This window comes from Desulfatibacillum alkenivorans DSM 16219, assembly GCF_900142135.1.
Classification (GTDB): domain Bacteria; phylum Desulfobacterota; class Desulfobacteria; order Desulfobacterales; family Desulfatibacillaceae; genus Desulfatibacillum; species Desulfatibacillum alkenivorans.
In genome coordinates this window covers 157,245-178,737 of sequence record NZ_FQZU01000002.1, presented here as the reverse complement: position 1 = coordinate 178,737, position 21,493 = coordinate 157,245, and the positions used below count along the sequence as shown (strand labels likewise).

Below are 21,493 nucleotides of genomic sequence, written 5' to 3'. Positions count from 1 at the left end.
TGGGCCGGGCTTTTTAGGGCTTGTGATTAGTGCGTTCCCTATGGTATATCTGAACGGAACATTAACTCATCAGCTTTTATGCTCTTTTTCAGGGGGACCCATGGATAATAAGGATATTCCCAGTGTAAATAACGATTTTTTCGAAGGCCTGACCGGAAAAATCTCTCAGGAAGACTCCAAGGGCTCGGAGGATGTCGGGAAGCGCATTCAGGAAATCCGCACCCAACGCGGCCTGTCTTTACAAGAATTGTCCCAAATGACGGGCTTTGACGTAGATCTTCTGGAAGGAATCGAAAACAACACGGTTCATCCCCAATTGGGAACCGTCATGAAGCTTTCCAAGGCTTTGGACAGCGCCCTATCCCGTTTGATTTCCGGCCAGGGCAATAAACCGTACGAAATTACAAGAAAAGGCGAGCGCAAAAGCATCGCCCGCTCCACCTCGGGCAAAGGCGGCAAAAAGGTGTACAGCTACCACGCCCTGGCCCATGACGTTCACGGCCGGAATATGGAGCCCCTTATGGTGGAGTTGGAGGAGAACCCGGACGCGGAAATGTCGGTCCACGAAGGGGAAGAGTTTATCTTTGTGCTCAGCGGCGTAGCCCACTTGAAAGTCGGGGACGATTCCTTCGACCTGGAGCCCGGCGACAGCGCTTACTATCTTTCCACCACCACACACAGCATCACCGGCAAAGGCGGGAAAGCGACCATCCTGGCCGTATTATTCGAATAGGCGCCCGAACGGTGAAATTCACCTTATCCTGGTGAATTTCACCGTTCCATCCATCCCCGCTCTAATTTCCGACCTTTTGATTAACACAGTTATCCCATTTTTTTCTTGTTTTTTCCCTGAGCTAATTCTAATTTCTTCCCTTTCCGCAGAAAATTGCCAGGCAAGGCCTTTGCTTTGGCATTGTCATTGCTAATCCTTATTCACAACTTTTTCAGTTCAGGGGGCCGGCCCTGTTCAGCCGGAAAACCGGTCCGCCGCAACCCGATGCATAAATACTGTCCGTATTGGAAAGAGGTTTTACAAAATCCTTGCCAAAACGCAGAACAGGACGATTTTGTGTTGCTAGTGCAAGCCAAAGGAGAATACAAGCAATGATTCGCCTGAATAAAAGGAATCAGCAAGGGTTCACGCTAATTGAACTTATGATAGTCATCGCCATCATCGGCATCCTGGCGGCCATCGCCATCCCCAACTTTGTTTCTTACCGGAAAAAAGCCTATAACCGCACGGCCCAGGCCGACCTTTCCAGCGCGTACTCGACGGTAATGGCTTATTACGCCGACGAAAAGCACAAGGAAATCGACAACTTCACCCTGGATAACCTCAAAGACGCAGGCTTCAAGCAAACCGTCGGGGTTGCCGTCACGGTGACCAGTGTGAATTTCCAGGATTTTGAACTGACTGCCAGGCACAGCCAAGGGGACATCGTGTACACCATTGACGCAGCGGGCGCCCGGTCTCACAATTAGTTCCACGGCTTGCATGCAGCGGTTAATCAGGACCGCCGGTTACGACGGGCTTGATATCCAGGATAGGGGTTCCGTCCATCATGTCCAAGCCTTTTACGTGAATAACATTGCCCTGGACGTCCAGAACGGAAAGCATCGACATGCCGATGGCGTTGGGCCTGACCGGGGAGCATATGGAAAAGACCCCCTTGGCCTTGGGGCCGTGCGGAGGGGTTTGATGCAGCAGTTCCGGCGAAAAAGCCGGGCTTTTATGAAAATGAAAGAGAACGACAATCCGGTCGCCGGCTTTGACGTCGTCCAGCCCGGCCTGCAATTCCCGCTTGATTTCCAGGGTTCCCTCCACGTCTGAAATCGAGCAGTGCCTGGGCATCTTTTTTTCCAAAGTATGCACAACTCCAATAGGTTCAAAAACAACAGCCATGGGCGGCTCCTTTTTTTTGCAAAGTTGCTTTCCATAAATCAGTATTTGGGCCGATTTCGTGGGGACGCGATACTTGTCTCAAGCGCCGTAACCGGCGAGTTCATTCCTTTTTTCAGAGATAAGGTCATGGCCCCGGAAATCTGAAACAACAGCCATACGCTGCACCTCCGCTTTTATCGATCGGCCAGTTCAAATTGATGGCGGGCGACGCTGCAGGCGCCGGTCACGCCTTCCGGGCCGAAGGTCCTTTCCTCCACGTCCACCCGCCCTGTAAACGAGACGGTCAGGACGGTGGAGCATCTTGTTCCGTATCCCGGGCTTTTGACGAAAATGGAGCTGAGCACGCGCTCCCAATCCAGGCCCACGCCGGTATCGGGCAGTTTGTCGTCGGGGGCTGTTTCGGAGTCCGCCAGCATGGAGAAAAGCGCTTCCCTGTCAAGGTCGCCGTTTTCCAGGGCGTCCTCCACAATGGAAGCCAGGACCCTTTTCCCTTTTTTCACCTTGGGCCAGGGGGTGTCCAGGCCCCAGTTGGACAGGCCGAACACGCCCACGTCCAGTTTTCTGACCTTGTTGTCCACTCCTGTGAGACAGCACAGGCCGCCCAGGTCCCCCGCCACCAGGTTGAACGGGTTGTATTGATCCGCTGTTTTTTTCACCGCTCTCAGATAATCCTTGGGTGCGTCCTGATTTTGAAGAAACCCGGAGACGAGCAGTCCCCGGCTCTTGGCCTCCTGCCTGATGCGGGAGATGTCCCTGACATTGGTCAAAGCGGCGAATCGCCCGTGATCATTGACGCCCATCCAGGTTCCGCCGCCCTGGAGGTCCCTGCCCGCCAAAATATGGGGAAAATCCTCCCACCTGGCCATGGAGGCGGTGGGGCGGTTGAAAAACTCATCCCGGTTAGCCGCCAGAATCAGGGGGTAATCCGGATGTTTTCTATAGGCCCACAATAAGATGCACAAAAGATGATGCTCCGTTTTTTTTAATTCAGTTTCGCCCAAAGCGCCGGAGCGCCTGTCAAGCTCGCGGGCTGGGAAAAAATGCCCGGTGAAAATCCCCTGATTGCGGCGAAAATTCCCTCCCGGGCCGCAACTGTTTTATTTTTCCCGATGGCAAAACAACCCAAAAAACCAGGGGGAATTTTCTTTCATCCCCAAACCACGCCCTATTCATGGATTTGTGACAAAATTCACACTAAAATAGGCTGTTTCTGGCATTTTGTTTGCACCTGGAGTTAGGCAAGGGGATACGCAAAATCCCCGCAAAACGCCGAAAAAACCGGCCTCGATCCGGTTTACGACTTGCTTATGAAGGATACTTGGGCGTTGGTGCTCAGGGCTTGTTGGCGGATGCTCCAAATAAGGCGAATGCCCACGCGTCTTGCCAAGGGTTTCACACGGCGCCTTCAGGTTCCTTTCATAAGCACATAAGGGCATACGCGGCTCGGCCGTGCATGTCCCTTTTTTTGCGGGCTATCCGAACGTTTTGCCGTTCCAGCCCAGTTGCCTGGGATTAACGTCTTCAAAGGCCGCAAACACCCTGTCGGGCGGCACATCCAACTCCTGTTGCAGAAAATCGCAGACAGCCTTGGCGTATTCCGAGCACTTGTCCGCGTCCAGGCCGATCTTCCTGATGGTCACCTGGGCGGCGGGGCCGGTCGTCGCTCCAAACATCATGTCTTTGCCCGGTTCCAGAGTCACCATGACGTATTGCTCGGTCTTGCCGAACAGGTTGGCGACAAAGGCCGAAGCCTTTTCCATAACGCCCTGGCGGGCGGGGTCGCTGATTGCCTGATTGGTTTCTATTTTAATTAAAGGCATGTTTGATCCTCCTAAGTCAGCTCGTAATAGTCGCCGTTTTTGACGGCCCTGCCTTGGGCGATGAGGCTTTCCAGGTGCTTGCCCATGATTGCGCGTTCGCCCATCTCAAAAAACTCCTTGGGCTCCCGGGCCTTTAAATAAACTATATGCTGCCCGATGACGTCCTCCATGGTTCTGGGTTCGGTCATGAAGTTCAGGAGCTTGTCCTCCCTGGTGCGAATGACTTGCAGATAGTCGTCCCAGACCTGTCCGGGCTGCTCCGTAAACAAGCCGGTTTCGTGGCAGGCGGTCCAAACTCTGGCCGGAACCTGGCGCAGCTTTTTGACCGAGGCCTCGGTCTGCTCGATGCTGGAAAGGACGTCTCCGTACCAGGGGCCGAAGGGCGTGAGATCGTAGTCTCCCAAAAGAAGCACGCCGGGCTCCCGGAAATAAAAACAGGTATGGCCGGGAGTGTGGCCCGGAGCGTGAATGACGTCCACGGTCACGTTTCCCAGATTGATGGTTTCGCCGTCCACAAGCAGGCGATGGGGCTTCCGGGGCTTGAAATGGAACTGAGACTCCAGGATGTCCATCCAGTAGGCCCGCACGGTTTCCATGCCCGGCTGGTCCAAGGCGTACCAGTCGCAAAAGATGTCCTTGCTGGAAAGAGGCAAAGCGTCTTCCTCGCAAATCCACAGGGGGAGATCGTCGAACAAATCCAAATGGGCGATGTGGTCTTCGTGCCAGTGGGTGAGCCAGACTGCCTGGACCTTGCCCTGGTCCCGCAGCTCCTTGAGACGCTCCCTGTCTGAAGCGGGATCGATGAGCACCCCCGCCTCCTCCACGAACAACGAATGGCAATGAGGGTATTTCCCCCGATTGGGTCCGGGCAGAAACCGGACCGGTCCGAAAGCCTGCTCCACACACTCTTGCTTGCGATTACTCACCGAAACTCCTTTCCAGCCTTCGCTTCAGTCAGCCTGACCGCGCTGTAAACACGCCTCTTTTATTGCACGATAATGCCCAGCCACAAAACATAGGTCAGGGCCGAAGCCAGGGTATTGAGGGATATGGCCGAAGAAGCCAGGGCGGTGGCGCCGCCCATCTCCCGGGCCATGACATAAGTGACCGTCGCTGTGGGAGCGCCCAAAAGAATGATCCCCACCAGTTGGAGATCATGGGGCACGCCCATCATGGTGAACAAAAACCATCCCGCCGCAGGCAGGAATATCAACTTGATGAAGCCCGTGGCCAAGGTGGGCGCCCAATGGGCCTTGATTACGGGGAACGACAAAGACCCGCCGATATCCAGCAAGGCCAGGGGCAAGGCCATGCCGGAAATAATGTGCAAAAACCGCGAAATAATCTCGGGAATGGGAATGCCGGCCAGGGAGACGGCGGAGCCCGCCACCGCGGATACAATCACCGGGTTGCCCGCCACATTTTTAAGGAACACGGAGAACTTGCCCCGGGTTTGTTCGTTATTGGAAAAATATTGCAGCCCGGCCACGGACAGGAAATTCTGCAAAATCAGAATAAACGCGGACAGAATGCTGGCCCGGGTGAGCCCCAGGTCGCCCAGAAAATAATAGGCCACGGCCAATCCGATGTAGCCGATGTTGCCGTGAAACGAGGCCTGGGCGAAAGTGCCTTTGTGACGCGGGTACACGGGAAAAATGGAGACGACCAGGACCGCCAGGAAAAACCCGGAGGCCGCAGCCAACAGCACGCCGACCACCAGGGTGGTGGAAAAGTTGGCGGAAAAATCCGCGTGGGCCACCTTTTCAAAAATCATTACCGGGATGGCCAGATAAAAAACAATCTTGTTCAGCGGACCGCTGACTTCCCGGGTGAGAATTTTTTTATGGGATAACCCCCATCCCACCATAATAACCATGAAGATGGGGGCTATGGTTTCAATAATGGAAAGCATAAAACAAACCTATCCGATGGCGATTTCCTTCAAAGGGCTTCCCAACTGCCCGTTGGCTTTCTCCAACAAGGACTTGCTGGTTATGGCCGCCACCGGCGTAATGTCCCGGGGTTTCTTAAACCATGTTTTCGCCGCTTCCATAACCTGTGTTTTGGTTACGGCGGCAACCCGTTTTTTGTAATCCCGGCGCGCTTCGTCCGTCAGGCCAAGGAGCTTGGCGTAAAAGGCTTTTTGAGCCAATGTGGAAGGCGCGTCCGGCTTGTCGATGTCCGAGCACACCTGCAGGATGGCCTCGGTCACGTCCTGGTCCGTAAAGTCCCCCTGGAGAATAAAGTCATAGGTGCGCGCAAAAACGTCTATGGTTCGGGCAAGGTGGGGATCGCGGTAGGATGCGAACCCGAACAGGCCTTCCTCGGCGTTGGACAGGGCGTAGCCGCCGTAAGCCCCGCCTTTTTCCCGGATTTCCCGATGGATGAAAAGAGACCGGAGCATTTTGGCGATGACCGCCAGGGCCGGGGCGTCCGGGTGGGTCATACGCACCGTGGGGAACACATGCGCCACAAAAGACACCTGGGACGAGGTGGTCCAGGCTTCCCTCTCGGGCATGGGGAAGGAAAAATCCGCAACGCCTTCCTGGGGAGTTCCCCGGGCCGCCAGATTCTTTTGCAGGGCCTCGGCGGTTTTTACGGCCTTTGCCAGGACTTCGGCCTCGCCGACAAGACCCGTCTCCAGGCAGTCGCCGGCGAACAGAGCCTGTGCGATTTGCTCCAGTTTGTCCGCCAGGGCCGCCAACCCGGCTTCCTTGTCGGCGGCGATGGACTTGGCCAGATCCTTGGCGGTCTGCAATTGATGCACACCGTGCCACGCCTCTTCAATGGCCTTGGCCCGGGAGTACCCCCTGGAGGCCAGGGAAATGGCGTATTGATGCCCGCCGGGTATGATGCTGGACTCCAGGGCGGCCACGTACTCGCCCATCAGAGTGTCCAGGCGTTTGTGGTCTGCAAAGCTGCGTTCGAACAGGATTTCCTTGATCAGATCGAACATCCTGTCCAGGTTGCGGTCCAGGCACTTGGAGGCGAAGGCGATCATTTCCAGAGTCTTGCCGTCGCCATTGTAGCCTGTGCGGGCTGTGGCCTTGGCCCCGATTCCGCCGGTGTAGGCGGCCATGTCGCGGGTCAATTCCACATAGTCCCTTTTCGTGGAGCCCATCTTCGGAAGCACATGGCAGAACAGGGGAAGCAGGGGCAGAAGATCGACCGGGAGGTTCTGCGTCCGGGCGATAAGGGAATAATACACAATCCCGTTGGTGGGCTGCACATAAGCGGACACGCCGTCCCTGCTCAAATTTGGGTCCGGGTGGGCGGTCTGGATTTGATCGTCGATATCCCCCCGGCCCAAAGTAGGCAGGCAGGATACGTCTTCGGCGGCTTCCTGGAGCTTTTCCAAAGCCTGGGCCTGGTCCCTGATTGTCTCCCGATCCTCCTGGGAAAGGGTTTTTGCAATGGCTTCCAGCTTTTCCTTTTCCTCGGCTTCCATGTCCGCGGCTTTTTCCTCGTCGGGATGGAGGATCATCAGAATTTGATGATTGTTTTCCAGGAAATACTTTTTGATGAGGCCCTCAAAAAAACCGCCCTTCGCCGCTTCCTTTCTCAGCCGGTCCAGGTCGTCGTCAAACCTCAGGTTAGACACCGGGTCGCCGTGATGGAACCAGGGCGAGCACAGGTTTAAAAGCAGCTTGATGCCGTAAGGCATGGGATTGTTGGTGACTTCCTTTTTCTGGAATTCGTACTGATGAATGGCCGCATCCACCAGGGTTTGGTCTATGCCCCCCTTAACCAGTTCGTTCAGGGAGTCGAACACAATCTTTTTGACGGCGTCGGGATCGGAGTCGTCCGCATTTTTCAGCCCCACGGAAAACATGGTGTCCAGGCTGTCTGCGTGAAACCCGGTTCCGTCAGCCAGGGATGAGCCCAGGCCGGACTCGATCAGGGCCTTGCGCAACGGGGACGCCGAGTTGCCCAAAAGCACGCTTTCCAACAAATCCAGGGCCAGAACCTCAAAGGAGTCCGTAGCCGGACAGGTCAGCCACGCCACGGCGATCTGGCCCTTTTTATTGGTGTCCGAACCGGGGGCCACGGGATAGGACTGGTGGACCTCTTTAGGCATGTCCCACCGGGGTTGAAACTCCACGTCGGTCTTGGGGTCGATGGCTTCAAACTCCGACAGCACGCGTTCTTCGATCATCTTCAGGTGCCCTTCCAGGGGAAGGGCCCCGTAGGTATAGAAAAAGGCGTTGCTTGGATGGTAATGCCTTTTATGAAAGGCGACCAGGTCCGCATGGGTGAGGTCCACAATATGGACGGGATCCCCGCCGGAGTTGTTGCCGTAGGTGACGTCCGGGTAAAGGGCCTCCATAAGGGCGTGCCCCATAATGTCCCGGGGGGAAGACATGGCGCCTTTCATCTCATTGTACACCACGCCCTTGAATACCAGGCCGTCGCCTTCCTCCTCCACCCGAAAGCCTTCCTGCTTGAAGCTCAGTTCATCCAGCTTGGGGAAGAATGCGGCGTCCAGATACACCTGCATGAGGTTGTAAAAGTCCTTTTGATTGCAGGTGGAATAGGGGTACATGGTCCAATCGGACGAGGTAAACGCGTTCATGAAGGAATTCATGCTGCGTTTGATCATGGAGAAAAAAGGATCGCGCACCGGAAAAGACCGGGAGCCGCACAAGGCCGTATGCTCCAGGATGTGGGCCACGCCCGTGGAATCCTGGGGAACGGTCTTGAATGCCACCGCAAAGGTGTTCTCGCGGTCTTTATTGGCCAGGTGGATGTACCTGGCGCCGGTTTTATCATGTTGAAGTTCATAAAACACGGCTGACAGCCTGGGCAACGGGACGGCGCGTTTAACGGTGAATCCTGATATCTCGTCCCCGGGTTGGTAAGCGGGCGTCAAATCTTGTTTATCCATGGCGTTAGAAATCCTTTATGAGGGTGACCGGGATTAAAATTCAAAGGCCCGTGTCCCTCCAAAAAACGGGGAGCGGGCCTTTAAACAATATAAGGCGGAACAGCCTTAGATCAACAACCGGATTGGAAAAAAATCAGGGAACGATGTACACCCCTCTGGATTTTCGGGTGATCCGGCCTAATTTGTTCAGGCGGAATATGATATTGCGCAACTTTTTATCTTCAAATCCGGTGGCGTCCTTGATGGCTGGGATGCCTATTCCTGTGTCGCCGGAAGCGCGAATAACCTCCTCAACCAGGTCGGAGGCGGTCATGCCGACGCCGGGATCTTCCTTTTTCCGGACCGACCGGCCCCGGATTTTTCCGGCTTCCACGACTTTTGTCTTGATGGTTTTTTCCAGCCTGTCGATCCTGTCCATGAGCTTTTCAAGATCTTTTTTGGTAGGAATGCGGTAGTACTGAAGAAAAAGTTTTACCATCCTGTCCAGGCTCATATTGCGCTTTTCTTTGTCCGCCTTATCCATCTCCCCATTCTCCTTTACTAGGCATTTTGCTTTTTCTACTAATGTTTCATAGACGAGGGGCAAACCAAAAGTCAAGTATTTTAAGGAATTAAAAAGGGTTCTGGCATTTAACTCCTAACAAACAATTTACAAATGATTTTTTCAGTTGCTTCGGTTATAATAGAATCATGAATGATTACGAAACAAATAACAGAGCCCTTTCCGCCAAAGCGCTGCTGGCTGCTTTTGACTTAAAACCCAAAAAAGCAAAGGGCCAGAACTTCCTGGCCGACCCGGCGACCGCCCGGGCGTGCGTTGAACGAGCGGACCTTTCGCCGGACGACTCGGTTTTGGAAATAGGCCCCGGCCTGGGCGCTTTGACTATTCCCATGAGCCGCAAGGCAAAGCAAGTAATCGCCGTGGAATGGGACTCCAATCTGGCCAAGGTTCTGGAAAATCAAATCGAATCCCTGGGCTTGAGCAACATAACCATCCTGAACCAGGACATCCTGAAAACCGACATCAGAAGGATTGCCGGGCAGGCCGGCGGAAACATGGTTGTAGCGGCCAACCTGCCCTACAACATTTCCTCCCAGGTCTTGATCCGCTTAATTCAAAACCGCGATTTATTTAAAAAAGCCGCCCTCATGTTCCAGACCGAACTGGCCCGGCGCATCATGGCCGAACCCGGCGGCAAGGATTACGGACGCATTACGGTCCTGGCCCAATACTCCTCCCGCATCCGGGTGCTTTACTCGTTGGGGCCGGCGCATTTCTACCCCAAACCCCAGGTTGACTCTCAGGTTCTGGAGTTTTTCTTTAAGGAACCCGATCCCGCAGTGAATGAAGACATCCTGTTCGCGGTAGTCAAAGCAGCCTTCGCCAAAAGAAGAAAAACCCTTAAAAACGCCCTGTCCAACAGCGAACTGCCTTTTTCCGGCGATCAGGCGCAAGCCGCCCTGGACGAAGCGGGAATCGCCCCTCAACGCCGGGCCGAGACCTTGTCCGTGGACGAGTTCGTCGCCCTGGCCAAGGCTGCGGGCAAGCAAATCCAATAGCCCCATCCCAGGTAAAATTCCATTAGGTTCGTTGCAATGCATTGCCTGAGTAGAACATTTATGTTCTTATGCCTGTTGGTATACCATTGATGCCGATAGGGTTGTAACGCAGACTAAGATGCAGGACGGCCTGGCCGGATTTTGCTTTCATTCACTTCAGGGAGGTTTTGGCATGAACGCACAGGAAATTTTGCAAAGCGACGAATTCAAACAATGCGCCGATTTCCACGGGCACATCTGCCCGGGCCTGGCTACAGGCTTTAAGGGCGCTAAAGCCGCTTTGGCGTGGCTTAAGGAAAATAAATCGGAAGATGAAGACCTGGTGGCCGTGGTGGAAACCGACGCCTGCATGGTGGACGCCATCCAGGTGCTGACCGGCTGCACCTTCGGCAAGGGCAACCTTTTGTACAAGGACTACGGCAAGGCGGCCTTCTCTCTGTTAAGCCGCAAAACCGGTAAAGGCGTGAGGGTGTCCATGAAGCCCGGCGCTTTCAGATTGTCCGACGAGCACATGGCCCTGGTCAAAAAACGTCTGGCGGATACCGCCACGGAAGAGGAGAACAAACGTTTCTGGGAATTGCATCACGAACGATCCAACCTGATACTGGACCAGGACCCGGACAATATTTTCGATCTCAAGCCCGCCTCCATTGAAATGCCGGCCAAGGCCAACATCCTCCAATCCAAGCCCTGCGCCGAATGCGGCGAGCCGGTCATGGAATCCAAGCTGTGCGAATCCAACGGAAAAATGATTTGCCGGGGGTGTTTGGAGAAAAATTGAAAAAATGTTGGGTTTCGTGCAATCCGTGTGGGTTCTTAAAAATGTGATTGGAAGTTGACAGCCCCACGGCCATGGAAGCCAAACAAAACTCTACCCAACCTACTATCTTTATAGAAGAAACGTAGGTTGGTTAGAGCTTGCGAAACCCAACAAATATCTGCAAGGTCGAGCGACATGACGTGGAAGATTGAAGCCGTCGCCCATGAACGCCTCTCGGACGCGCGAAGCGCTTTTTGTTTAGTCGTGCGGTCCCTGCGCTTTAATGCCAGGCAAGCCCTGCGCCTACAAATCGAATCCATCTCCTACGGCCAAATAAAACAGTGCCGCACGGCTTGCCGCGCCTTGTTTTGGGTGGCCCAGGCAAGGCGGTTTTTGCCTGGGCGTAAAGCGCAAAAGGCGCGGCCGGGGAAGTTTGCAGAAATCAAGGATGGCCGGCGGGCGTATGGCATTGGTTGAATCCTTGATTAAATTGGCTTCGACAAAGCAGACAAACGCAATCAAAGCCTATGATTTCAGATAGTTCAGTGTCCATTCCCACGCGAAGCATGGGAACGAGAAGGCGAAGATTGGGAACGAGAGGGCGAAGCATGGGAACGAGAGGGCGGAGGTGGGAAGGGCGTCCGCTGTTCCAAGGTTTTCGGTTTCAGGCTTCGCAAAGGCCGTATTACATGCGCTTGCGCACCCTGGCAGGATACTGCTCTGCCAGGGCTACCCACGCGGGGCAAATTTTTGGTTCGGCAAACGATTAGGGTTACCAGTTTCTGCAAGGGTTTACGTCATATCGCTTTACGATCCCAGAACGATACCACTGCGCCGGGGCTGCCCATACCCATTGACAGGCGAGCCTTGCGGATGCGGTTAATCCAACGCCAATGCCCGGTTGTATTCGTTCAACAGGAACTGCTTGCGGGTGCGGTTATCGATGAAATCCCAGGGGAAGACTTCTTCGGGAGAGCGCTGACGGGTGACGTAAAAGTCCGGGTTGACGGGAGTTTGTTTGAGGGTCTGGGGCCAGTTGCCGTTATTTTTATGGGCCAGTTCCAGGATTTCGCCGACCCGCCGGTCTCCCCGCGCGATCAAAGCCTGGATGAAGGCCCACCTGGGCACATCAGCCGCGACGGTCACGTTGGCCACCCTTGCCAGGCCGTTTTTCACCTGTTTGATCTTCTGTTTGAGCGTTTTTAAATCGTCCATGGGCGCCCATTGAAAAGGCGTGAACGGCTTGGGCACGAAGGAGTTCAGGCTGATGTGGATGGTTCCGATGCGACCGATGGGCTGGCTGGCTTTGAGGAACCGGTGCTTGATGCGTTTGGTCAGAGCGACGATTTCCTCCACGTCCTCTTTGGTTTCCGTGGGCAGGCCCACCATAAAATACAGCTTGAGGTTGGGTATGCCCGCCTCCACCAGAATCTGGGCGGCGTCCAGGATGTCTTGTTCCGTGATGTGCTTCTTAATCACGTCCCGCATGCGCTGGGATCCGGCCTCGGGCGCCAGGGTGGCGGTCTTGACCTTGCCGCGCGCCAGGGACTTGACCAAATCCTCGCTCATGTTATTGGCCCGGAACGAAGAAAAGGACAAAATAGCCTCGGTCGCCTCTCCCCGCCTGCATAACTCGTCCAGGCAGGGCAGATCCGACACGGCCGCGCCCATGAGCCCTATTTTTTTGGTGTGCTCCAGGCCCTGGTCCAGGCAATCCAAAAGCACCTTTTCGGACCGAAACCTGACAGGCCGATAGATATACCCCACAGTGCAAAACCGGCACCCATGCGGGCAGCCCCGGCTGACCTCAACCAGGCAGGTGTTGTCGAAGGTCGTGTCTTCGGTATATATTTTTGTAACGGCGGGCGCCTGATCCACGTCCTTTAAATACACCCGTTCAATGGTTTCGGGAGCGCCGGGATCGGGATTCATGGAGAGGAGGGTTCCATCCTCCTTGTATTCGGGTTGGTAAAATGAAGGGACGTACGCGCCGGGAACGTTGGCGGCCAGGTCCGCCAGCACCTGCTCCTTTGGCTTTTCCAAATCCAGGTTTTCCACAAGTTGATCAATGACGGGCTCGGCCTCGCCCAGGATGAATGCGTCAATAAAAATCGCCAGGGGTTCGGGATTCATAAAACATCCCACCCCCCCGGCGATCACTAGGGGATGGGAGGCGTCTCGCTTGTCAGACCGTAACGGGACGCCTCCCGCATGCAACATGGAAAGAATGTTTGGGTAGTCGTTCTCAAACGACAATGAAAAAGCGATTACATCAAAAGCGTTAAGAGCCTGTTTGCTTTCCACGGACTCGGGCGCGCCTTGAACCGGGCTGAAAACCCTTTCGCACACCACGTGGCCGAAGCGGTTGAACAGGTGGTAAACCGTCTGGAAGCCCAGGTTGGACATGCCCACCTGATAGGAGTTGGGAAAAGCCAGGGCGATGCTCAATCGATTGCGCCAGTTTTTCCTGACTGCTCCGGATTCCCTTACGGATGAAGGAGCTTTGCTTCCTCTTTTACCCACCTGCCTTCTCCCGGCTCGCGAGACCGATTGGGACTAATCCGCGGTCTTGCGCATGAAAGTGGGGCGATCCAGGTCGTCGTCCTCCGAAATATAGCTCTGGTATCCCCGGTACATGGACCTGGCCGACTCGCCTACGGCCCGCTGTTGGCGGGAGCGCATGAAAGTGGGCTCGTCCAGATCCAGGACGTTCTCCAGGTCGTCCGGCGTGACGTCCCTGACCCTGCCGCGCGGCGCCGCCTCCTGGCGCCCCCTGGGTTCGCTGATGGGCACGGGCTGCTTAAGGCCGCCGGGAGCATCGGAGCCGATGCCGGTTGCGATAAGAGTGACCCGCACTTCGTCGCCCATGTTTTCATCCACAACGCAGCCCCAGATGATGTCCGCGTCGTCTCCGGCTTCCTCGTGGATGCGTTCGGAGGCTTCGGCCACTTCGTCCAGGCTGATGTCTGAGCCGCTGGTGATGTTCATGAGCACGCCGCGGGCGCCGCTGATGGACAGGTCTTCCAGCAGGGGATGGTACAGGGCGCGTTCGGCGGCGTCCAGGGCGCGGTTTTCGCCCCGGCCCATGCCGATGCCCATGAGGGCCATGCCCGCTTTATCCATGGTGGAGCGCACGTCGGCGAAATCCAGGTTGACCAGGCCGGTTTTCATGATCAGGTCCGTAATGCCGCGCACCGAGTGCAGAAGCACCTCGTCCGCCCTTTTGAACATGTCCACCATGGAGGTGCCTTTTTCGGCCAGGGTCCGCAAACGATCGTTGGGAATGGTGATGACCGTATCGGCGTTTTCCTTGAGGCGCTCCAGCCCTTCCATGGCCATTCTGGTTCTTTTCTTGCCCTCAAACTTAAAGGGTCTGGTAACCACGCCTACGGTGAGCACGCCCAAATCCTTGCAGATCTTTGCGATGACCGGAGCTGCTCCGGTTCCGGTGCCGCCGCCCAGGCCCGCGGTGATGAAAACCATGTGGCTGCCTTCCAGCGCCTTTTTGATTTCCTCCTGGTTTTCTTCCGCCGCGGCCTTGCCGATTTCCGGTTTGGCGCCTGCGCCCAGGCCTTCGGTGAGGCGTTCGCCCAACTGGATTTTGGTGGAGGCCTTGCTGGCCATGAGGGCCTGGGAGTCCGTGTTGGCGACGATGAAGTTCACCCCGTCCAGGCCCGCCTCGATCATGTTGTTGACTGCGTTTCCGCCTGCGCCGCCGGCGCCGATCACTTTGATCCTTGCAGACTTCTCCTTGGGCACCATTTTAAACATCATGTCTGACATATTCTTTCCTCCTGTTGCATGGCTTCATGTTAGCCGGCAAAGCCCCCTAAAACCCGCCGGCTGTTTTCGCCAGAAACTATAACCGTTATACAACGTCTTTAAACCATTTCTTCAGCCAATTGACTAACTTGTCGAACATTCCCTTTTCCCTGAGGCGGGAATGACCCGGGTTTTGATTCCTGGCGCCGTAAAGCACCAGGCCCACGGCCGTGGCGTACATGGGGCTATTGACCATATCCACCAGGCCGGTGACTCCGGCGGGCTTGCCTATGCGAGCCGGCACGTTGAACACCTGCTCTGCAATCTCCGCCATACCGTCCAGGAGCACTGCGCCTCCCGTAAGCACAACGCCCGAGCTGATATTGTTTTTCATGCCAGCTCTCCATAGCTCCTGATCCAACAGCTCAAACATTTCCTGCACCCTGGGCTCCAGGATTTCCCCCAGGATCTGCCGGGGCAGCTTGCGGGCTTTACGCCCTCCCACGCCGGGAATTTCTATGGAATCGTCCTTCCCGATTTTTCCGGAAGCGCAGGTTCCGTAATATTGCTTGATCTTTTCAGCGTCCACCAAGGGCGCCCGCAACCCGATGGATATATCGTTGGTCAGGTTGGCGCCGCCCAGGGGCAAAACGTATGTGTGGCGGATGCAGTTTTTCGTGAAAACCGCCAGGTCCGTGGTTCCGCCGCCGATGTCAATGAGTGCGACGCCCAGGTCCCTTTCCTCGGGAATGAGAACGGCCTCGCTGGAAGCCAGGGGTTCCAGGACCATTTCCAGCACGTCCAGATCCGCCTTTTGCGCGCATTTGACAATATTCTGGGCCGCCGCGGAAGCGCCGGTCACCACATGGATGTTAGCCTCCAGCCTGACGCCGGCCATGCCCACCGGGTTGCGGATGCCCCGCTCGCCGTCCACAATGTATTCCTGGGGCAGGACGTGGATAATCTCCCTGTCCTGGGGAATGGCTACGGCTCTGGCCGCTTCCAGAACCCGTTCCTTGTCCGCGGGCGTAATTTCGTTTCCTTTGATGGCGATGATGCCGTTACTGTTAAAACCGGCCACATGGCCTCCGGCAATTCCGGCGTAGACATTGGAGATATCGCACCCAGCCATGAGTTCGGCTTCCTGCACAGCTTTCCTGATGGACTCCACAGTGGATTCGATGTTCACCACGACGCCTTTTCGCAGCCCGTCGGACGGATGGTGCCCGATTCCCACAATCTGAACGCCTTCCTCAGTGACCTCTCCCACCGCCGCGCAGATTTTTGTGGTGCCTATATCCAGCCCCACGATCAACTCACCCTGACTGCGCATACCTACACCTCCTCCCGGGGACGCACGACCACCCGGTCCACGTCCACAATGTCTATCAATGCCACCTCTATTCCCTGCTCCTTATTGCATTTTAAAAGCACCTGATTCAGCCGCATGAGCTTGTTGGCGTAGTCTCCGTAGCCAAAACGCACGGCGAATTCCGGTTCCCGGGAAACCAGGGTCAACCCCATGTCTCTATCCACCCGGATGGCGGCGACGCTTGAGCAGGGCAAAGCCCATTCGTATTCTTTTTTAACTTTCAGAAACTCGTAAACCGCCTCATAAACCGGAGACATTTTCTCTCCGGCCACGCTGATGTCGGAGAATTTCAACCCGGTGATTATGGGCAGGTCCCTGGGATCCGCCGCTTCAAAGCGTTTGAAAATTTCGCCCTGGGCGTCCATGAGAAAAGCCTCGCCCAGATCCAGGACGGCTATGGCCTTGCGCTCCGTAACGGTTATGGTCATTTTATCGGGCAGGTTCCTGCGGACCTTGGCCTTGGATACCCAGGGATGGGCCGTCACGCTGTCCTGCACTTTTTTCAGGCTGACGGAGAGGATGTTATCCCCCAAACTCAGGCCGGCCTGATCCAAAACATCCTGGGCCGAAAGCCTGCTGTTTCCCCGGATTTCAATATCCTTGGCGTTGAAATACGGGCTTTGGGTGAACACGTCGTACACCAGGATGGACAGGACCGCAAAAAGGGCCAGTCCCGCCAGCAGCCCCGTCCCCACAAAGCACCGCAAGAAGACCTTTTTAAAATTGGTCTTTGCGGGAGCGGTGCTTTTTTTGTACCTGTTTTTCCGGACTTTTTTACGCACCAACAATTTTCACCTCCGGTTCCAGGCTGACCCCGTGTTTGTTCAATACTTCCTCTTGAACCAATTCCATAAGCGCCAAAATTTCGGACGCGGTTGCTTTTCCCGTATTGACGATCCAGTTTGCATGGACCGTGGAAACCATGGCGCCGCCGATGGTTTTTCCCTTTAAACCTGCTTCGTCTATCAATGCCCCGGCCGAAGGGCCGTCCGGGGGATTTTTAAAGAAGCTGCCAGCGCTTCGCACTCCCTGGGGCTGAGTCGCCTTGCGGCGCTCCAAATGCTCTTTGGCCTGCTTTTGCAGGACCTCAGGATCGGCCGGCCGGGTTAGAAAACTTCCGCCGGTCAAGATAACCGGCCTGCCCGGCTTGCTTTCCAAACCGTGATCCATGGTGCGGTATCCCCAGGCGATTTTCCCGGCGGCCAGGCGTTGTTCCGTTCCAAGATTATCCATGACTCGGACTTCCCGGATGGAATCCGCAACGCACCCCTCATGCGTACCCGCGTTCATCAGGATGGCGCCGCCGACGGTTCCTGGGATGCCCACTCCGAAATTAAGGCCTTCCAGGCCATTTTTTACGGCGTAGAAGCAAAGTTTCGCCAGCATCACGCCGGCGCCGGCCCGAATCAGGACCCCATCATTGGCCGCCTCTTCCTCCATGAGGTTGAAATCGCCGGACAGCCGAATAACGACGCCCGAAATTCCTTTGTCCCGAACCAGGAGATTGGTTCCCTTACCCAAGACGAAATAGGGAAGGTTCTTTTCTCCGGTCCACCGGACCAGGTCCGAAAGGCCTTTTACGGTCAATGCCTTGACCAGGGCGCTTGCCGGACCTCCCACTCCAAAGGAGGTGTGCTTTCCCAATGGTTCGTCAAAGAACACGCTCCGCCCGAAGCGTTGGGACAACCAGTCCCGGTCTTCGGCGGACAGGCTTTTTACAAGCCCGGTTTTCACGCGGCTCAACTTCTGCTCGCCAGGAAGGATTCTCCCACTCTGTAAACATCTCCTGCGCCCAGGGTGATGAGTACGTCCCCTTCCCGCACGGTTTTATCTAACTCCTGCAAGGCGGATTCCTTGCTGGGAGCGTGGATTACTTGTTTATGCCCGTAGGCTTTGAGAGCCTTGCATAGGCTCACGCTGTCCACTCCGGGTATGGGCTTTTCGCCCGCCGCATAAATGGGCAGCACAACCAGGTAGTCCGCCTGATAAAAGGACCTGGCAAAGTCCTCGAACAGGCTTTGGGTCCTGGAATACCTGTGGGGCTGAAAGATCACCCCGACCCGGCGCTCCGGGTAACTGTCGTTCACGGCCTGAAGCGTGGTTCTGATTTCCGTGGGATGGTGGCCGTAATCGTCCATAACCACAATGCCGCCGACCTTGCCCTTGGTTTCCAGGCGGCGGTGCACGCCGCTCAGGCTTTCCAGCGCCGCCTTGATATTTTCAAAGGGCACGTTCAACTCCAGGCCGACCGCAATGCTCGCCAGGGAGTTGTATACGTTGTGCAGGCCGGGAAGATTCAGCGTAATCCGGCCCAGGCGCTTCTTATTGTGGCGCACCGTAAACCGGCTGGTCAGGCCTTCGGTGGTCACGTCCCCGGCCTGCAAGTCGGCCTGAGTGCTGAGACCGTAAGTGACATACCGTTTATTGATAAACGGAATCAGATCCTGCACGGGCTCGGAATCCAGGCAAAGTACGGACAACCCGTAGAAGGGAATCTTATCCACAAACTGGGCGAAGGCGTCCTTGATTTCGCCCATGTCCTTGTAATGGTCCATGTGCTCGCGGTCGATATTGGTCACCACCGCAATGCTGGGGGACATCTTAAGGAACGAACCGTCGGATTCGTCCGCCTCGGCCACGATAAATTCGCCATGACCCAATTTGGCGTTGGAGCCGATGCTCAAGAGCTTGCCGCCGATGACCACCGTGGGATCCAGGCCGCCTGCGGCCAGCACGTCCGCCACGATGGACGTGGTGGTTGTCTTGCCGTGGGCGCCAGCAATGGCCACGGAGTATTTCAGGCGCATAAGCTCGGCCAGCATTTCCGCACGGGGGATGACGGGAATTCCCTGCTCCCTGGCGGAGGCCGTTTCGGGATTCTCCTGGCGGATCGCGGAGGAAACCACCACGACGTCGCAGCCCTTGACGTTCTCGGCGCGGTGGCCGCGGTATATGGTCCCGCCCAATTTCGCCAGACGCTGGGTAATATCCGATTCTTTGATGTCGGAGCCGGAAACCTGGTAGCCAAGATTCAGAAGCAGTTCGGCAATACCGCTCATTCCGATGCCGCCAATACCCACGAAATGTATGCTGTACTTTTTACGGTACATGGCTTTCTCCTGCGTTCATTGCCGTTTGCGGTTGAATATTCAGCCATGCCAGGACGTCTTCCGCAATGTCCGCTGCCGCGCGGGGTTTGCCCAGGCTCTTGGCGGCGGTCTCCATTTCCCTCAATCTGGCTTTATGGTCTTTGTAAAAGGCGATTCGCTCCGCCAACAAGGTTCCGGTCAACACGTCTTCCAAAATCACTTCCGCAGCCCGGAGGTCTTCCAAAGCCCTGGCGTTGTATTCCTGATGGTTATCCGCAGCAAAGGGAAAGGGGATGAAAATGCACGCCTTGCCCAATGCCGTCACTTCGGCCACGGTTGAGGCTCCTGCGCGGCACACAACCAGGTCCGCCTTTTTGTATTGCGCGCCCATGTCGTGAAAAAAAGCCCGGACGTCCGAAGGCCCTTTCCAATTTTCATAGGCCTTTTGGGTCGTCTCCAGGTCTTGCTGCCCGGTTTGATGGATAAATCCGATCTCCTCCGGCGCCTGCAATTCCTCCAAGGACTCAATCACAGCCCGGTTAATGGCGTGCGCTCCCTGGCTGCCGCCCAAAACCAGCACGGTAAAGGGCTTCTCGGCGGCTTCCGGATCAGCCTGGGCCGCTTCCTCCAACAGGCTGCCCCTGATGGGGTTGCCGAAAACCTTGGCCTTGCCGGGCTTGAAATACTCCGTGCTTTTCTCGAAGGACACATAAGCCCTGCCCGCGACCTTGCCCAGCCACCGGTTGACCATGCCGGGCATCAGGTTTTGCTCCTGGATTCCGGTTTTTTTGAACAGCAACAACCCAGCCAGCATGCACGGCGCCGACGCATAGCCTCCCACGCCCAGGATGACAGCGGGGCGAAACCGGATGATGAGCGCCAGGGCCGTAATCATGGATACGGCCAGCTTGAACAGGGACCTTATTTTCAGCAGCAGCCCCCTGCCTTTCAGGCCTTCCACGCTGATTGCCTTATGGGTGTATCCGGCCTTTTCCACAGCCTGCTTTTCAAAGGGCTTTCGGCTCCCTACAAACAAAATGTCCACATCGGGGACCAGAGACTTTACCGCCTCGGCCACGGCGATTCCGGGATACAAATGCCCTCCCGTTCCTCCGCCGGCTATAATCATTTTAAGGGCTGTTTCGTTTTTCATGCCACAGCCCTCCTTTTCCAAAAAACCAGCCTGCCGAAAAACGGCGCACGCGCCCCCGGGCTGGCCGGATGCGCGTAGGCGATATTCTCCAGAATTCCTATGGAGATCATGTTTATCAGCAGGGAGCTTCCCCCGTAGCTGATAAAGGGCAAGGCAAGCCCTTTTGTCGGCAGCAGGTTGGTGGTCACCGCCATGTTCAGGCAGGCCTGCAGCCCGATGGACGTTGTAATTCCAAAGGCCAGAAGCCTTGCAAAACCGGCCGGAGCCCGCTGGGCGATGGCCAGGCCCCTCCAGACAAGAAGCGCGAACAAGCCGACCACTATGCCAACGCCGATAAGCCCCATTTCCTCCCCCAGGACCGAAAAAATGAAGTCCGTGTGAGGTTCGGGCAGGTAGAACAACTTTTGGTATCCGTTGCCCACGCCTACTCCCGAATATCCCCCGGTGCCGAAAGCCATGAGGGAATGGGTGATCTGATAGCCGTCGCCCATCTGGTTTTCCCAGGGGTTTAAAAAGGCCGCGATCCGGTTTCTCCTGTATCCTTCGCTCATGAGCAGTTTAAAGCCCACCAAACCGGCGAGGGCGACCAAACCGCCCAGGTGCCCTATGTGGGCGCCGCCCGCAAAAAGCATGATTCCAATGACAAAGACCAGCATGGCGAAAGAGCCGAAATCCGGCTGAAAATAAAACAGGCCTCCGATGAGCCCCATCAGAAACAGATGGGGAACGATTCCCACGGAGAAGTCCTTCATTTTTTCGCCCTTTTTGGTCAGGGAATAGGCCATGTATATAATGATGGCCAACCGCATGATTTCCGCGGGTTGAATATTAATCGGCCCCACGCGCATCCAGCGGGTGGCGCCGCCCACGTTCACGCCGATCCCCGGAACCAGCAAGAGTCCCAGCAACAGCACGGAAAGGCCCAGGATCGGATAAGCCAAAACCTGATAGACCCGGTACGGGATGTACCGGACGGAAAACAAGAAGACCAGGCCGGTCAGGGCGAAAAACAACTGTCTTTTGAAAAAGTAGGTGTCGGAGCCGTAGATTTTGACGGCCATGGCCGAACTGGCGCTGTACACCATGACCAGTCCCATGCCTATCAAACCCAGGACAGCCACCAGGATCACTTTGTCAAAAGCCCCCTGATTTTTCTTTGCTGTCTTTTCCGGCATCATAATCCTCTCAT

Annotated in this window: 20 protein-coding genes; 5 read left to right on the top strand and 15 right to left on the bottom strand. The window is 55.9% G+C overall.

All coding sequences use genetic code 11. The features are described 5' to 3' along the window. Positions 1–100: 100 nt before the first annotated feature. Entirely contained in the window at positions 101–733 is a 633-nt protein-coding gene (locus BUE18_RS02765; RefSeq protein ID WP_073472616.1) for a helix-turn-helix domain-containing protein, read from the top strand. Between the two features lie 371 nt (positions 734–1,104). After that, entirely contained in the window at positions 1,105–1,482 is a 378-nt protein-coding gene (locus BUE18_RS28690) for a type IV pilin protein (protein WP_073472614.1), read from the top strand. 22 nt (positions 1,483–1,504) lie between these two features. Here the strand turns inward: BUE18_RS28690 and tsaA are convergent, their stop codons facing one another. The 7 genes from tsaA to BUE18_RS02725 form a co-directional block, all read right to left on the bottom strand. Then, a complete protein-coding gene (gene tsaA, locus BUE18_RS02755) occupies positions 1,505–1,903 on the bottom strand; it encodes a tRNA (N6-threonylcarbamoyladenosine(37)-N6)-methyltransferase TrmO (protein WP_073472612.1) in 399 nt (132 codons plus the stop codon). A 173-nt stretch (positions 1,904–2,076) separates the two neighbouring features. Continuing rightward, positions 2,077–2,904 (bottom strand): NRDE family protein, encoded by an 828-nt coding sequence (locus BUE18_RS02750; protein ID WP_244549267.1) that lies wholly within the window; start codon positions 2,902–2,904, stop codon positions 2,077–2,079. A 471-nt stretch (positions 2,905–3,375) separates the two neighbouring features. Further along, a complete protein-coding gene (locus BUE18_RS02745; protein ID WP_073472610.1) occupies positions 3,376–3,723 on the bottom strand; it encodes a phenylpyruvate tautomerase MIF-related protein in 348 nt (115 codons plus the stop codon). 11 nt (positions 3,724–3,734) lie between these two features. After that, positions 3,735–4,649 carry an MBL fold metallo-hydrolase gene (locus BUE18_RS02740; RefSeq protein ID WP_073472609.1) on the bottom strand — a complete coding sequence of 305 codons (915 nt, stop codon included), beginning with the start codon at positions 4,647–4,649 and terminating at the stop codon, positions 3,735–3,737. A 59-nt stretch (positions 4,650–4,708) separates the two neighbouring features. Then, positions 4,709–5,635, bottom strand: coding sequence for an AEC family transporter (locus BUE18_RS02735; RefSeq protein WP_073472607.1), 927 nt, complete (start codon positions 5,633–5,635; stop codon positions 4,709–4,711). Positions 5,636–5,644: 9 nt separating this feature from the next. Next, the gene (locus BUE18_RS02730) at positions 5,645–8,608 is read right to left on the bottom strand and encodes an insulinase family protein (RefSeq protein ID WP_073472605.1); all 2,964 of its coding nucleotides are present in this window, start codon (positions 8,606–8,608) and stop codon (positions 5,645–5,647) included. A gap of 133 nt (positions 8,609–8,741) precedes the next feature. Beyond that, positions 8,742–9,131, bottom strand: a complete 390-nt coding sequence (locus tag BUE18_RS02725; protein ID WP_073472603.1) for a hypothetical protein — start codon at positions 9,129–9,131, stop codon at positions 8,742–8,744. Between the two features lie 167 nt (positions 9,132–9,298). Here BUE18_RS02725 and rsmA point away from each other — a divergent pair, with 167 nt between their 5' ends. From rsmA to BUE18_RS02710, 3 genes are all read left to right on the top strand, one after another. Then, positions 9,299–10,168 (top strand): 16S rRNA (adenine(1518)-N(6)/adenine(1519)-N(6))-dimethyltransferase RsmA, encoded by an 870-nt coding sequence (rsmA, locus tag BUE18_RS02720; protein WP_083610724.1) that lies wholly within the window; start codon positions 9,299–9,301, stop codon positions 10,166–10,168. 172 nt (positions 10,169–10,340) lie between these two features. Continuing rightward, complete coding sequence (locus BUE18_RS02715; protein WP_073472873.1) at positions 10,341–10,949, top strand: FmdE family protein; 609 nt, start codon at positions 10,341–10,343, stop codon at positions 10,947–10,949. A 174-nt stretch (positions 10,950–11,123) separates the two neighbouring features. Further along, positions 11,124–11,405: a hypothetical protein gene (locus BUE18_RS02710; RefSeq protein ID WP_073472601.1), complete on the top strand. Its 282-nt coding sequence runs from the start codon at positions 11,124–11,126 to the stop codon at positions 11,403–11,405. Positions 11,406–11,807: 402 nt separating this feature from the next. Here the strand turns inward: BUE18_RS02710 and BUE18_RS02705 are convergent, their stop codons facing one another. The 8 genes from BUE18_RS02705 to ftsW all read right to left on the bottom strand — a co-directional run bounded on the left by BUE18_RS02705 (position 11,808) and on the right by ftsW (position 21,482). Further along, entirely contained in the window at positions 11,808–13,451 is a 1,644-nt protein-coding gene (locus BUE18_RS02705; protein WP_073472599.1) for a radical SAM protein, read from the bottom strand. A 33-nt stretch (positions 13,452–13,484) separates the two neighbouring features. Further along, positions 13,485–14,711 carry a cell division protein FtsZ gene (gene ftsZ, locus BUE18_RS02700; protein WP_083610723.1) on the bottom strand — a complete coding sequence of 409 codons (1,227 nt, stop codon included), beginning with the start codon at positions 14,709–14,711 and terminating at the stop codon, positions 13,485–13,487. An 85-nt stretch (positions 14,712–14,796) separates the two neighbouring features. After that, on the bottom strand, positions 14,797–16,023 hold the full coding sequence (gene ftsA / locus BUE18_RS02695) for a cell division protein FtsA (RefSeq protein ID WP_073472597.1): 1,227 nt from the start codon (positions 16,021–16,023) through the stop codon (positions 14,797–14,799). Between the two features lie 2 nt (positions 16,024–16,025). Next, complete coding sequence (locus tag BUE18_RS02690) at positions 16,026–16,844, bottom strand: cell division protein FtsQ/DivIB (RefSeq protein ID WP_170868241.1); 819 nt, start codon at positions 16,842–16,844, stop codon at positions 16,026–16,028. Then, positions 16,837–17,796: a UDP-N-acetylmuramate dehydrogenase gene (murB, locus tag BUE18_RS02685; protein WP_211482778.1), complete on the bottom strand. Its 960-nt coding sequence runs from the start codon at positions 17,794–17,796 to the stop codon at positions 16,837–16,839. The genes BUE18_RS02690 and murB overlap by 8 nt, the downstream gene beginning before the upstream one ends. Before the next feature lie 5 nt (positions 17,797–17,801). Further along, positions 17,802–19,172, bottom strand: a complete 1,371-nt coding sequence (gene murC / locus BUE18_RS02680) for a UDP-N-acetylmuramate--L-alanine ligase (RefSeq protein WP_073472593.1) — start codon at positions 19,170–19,172, stop codon at positions 17,802–17,804. Further along, on the bottom strand, positions 19,162–20,304 hold the full coding sequence (gene murG, locus BUE18_RS02675; RefSeq protein WP_073472591.1) for an undecaprenyldiphospho-muramoylpentapeptide beta-N-acetylglucosaminyltransferase: 1,143 nt from the start codon (positions 20,302–20,304) through the stop codon (positions 19,162–19,164). Before murG ends, murC begins: the two co-directional genes overlap by 11 nt. Next, positions 20,301–21,482, bottom strand: coding sequence for a putative lipid II flippase FtsW (gene ftsW / locus BUE18_RS02670; RefSeq protein WP_244549266.1), 1,182 nt, complete (start codon positions 21,480–21,482; stop codon positions 20,301–20,303). Before ftsW ends, murG begins: the two co-directional genes overlap by 4 nt. Positions 21,483–21,493 lie beyond the last annotated feature (11 nt).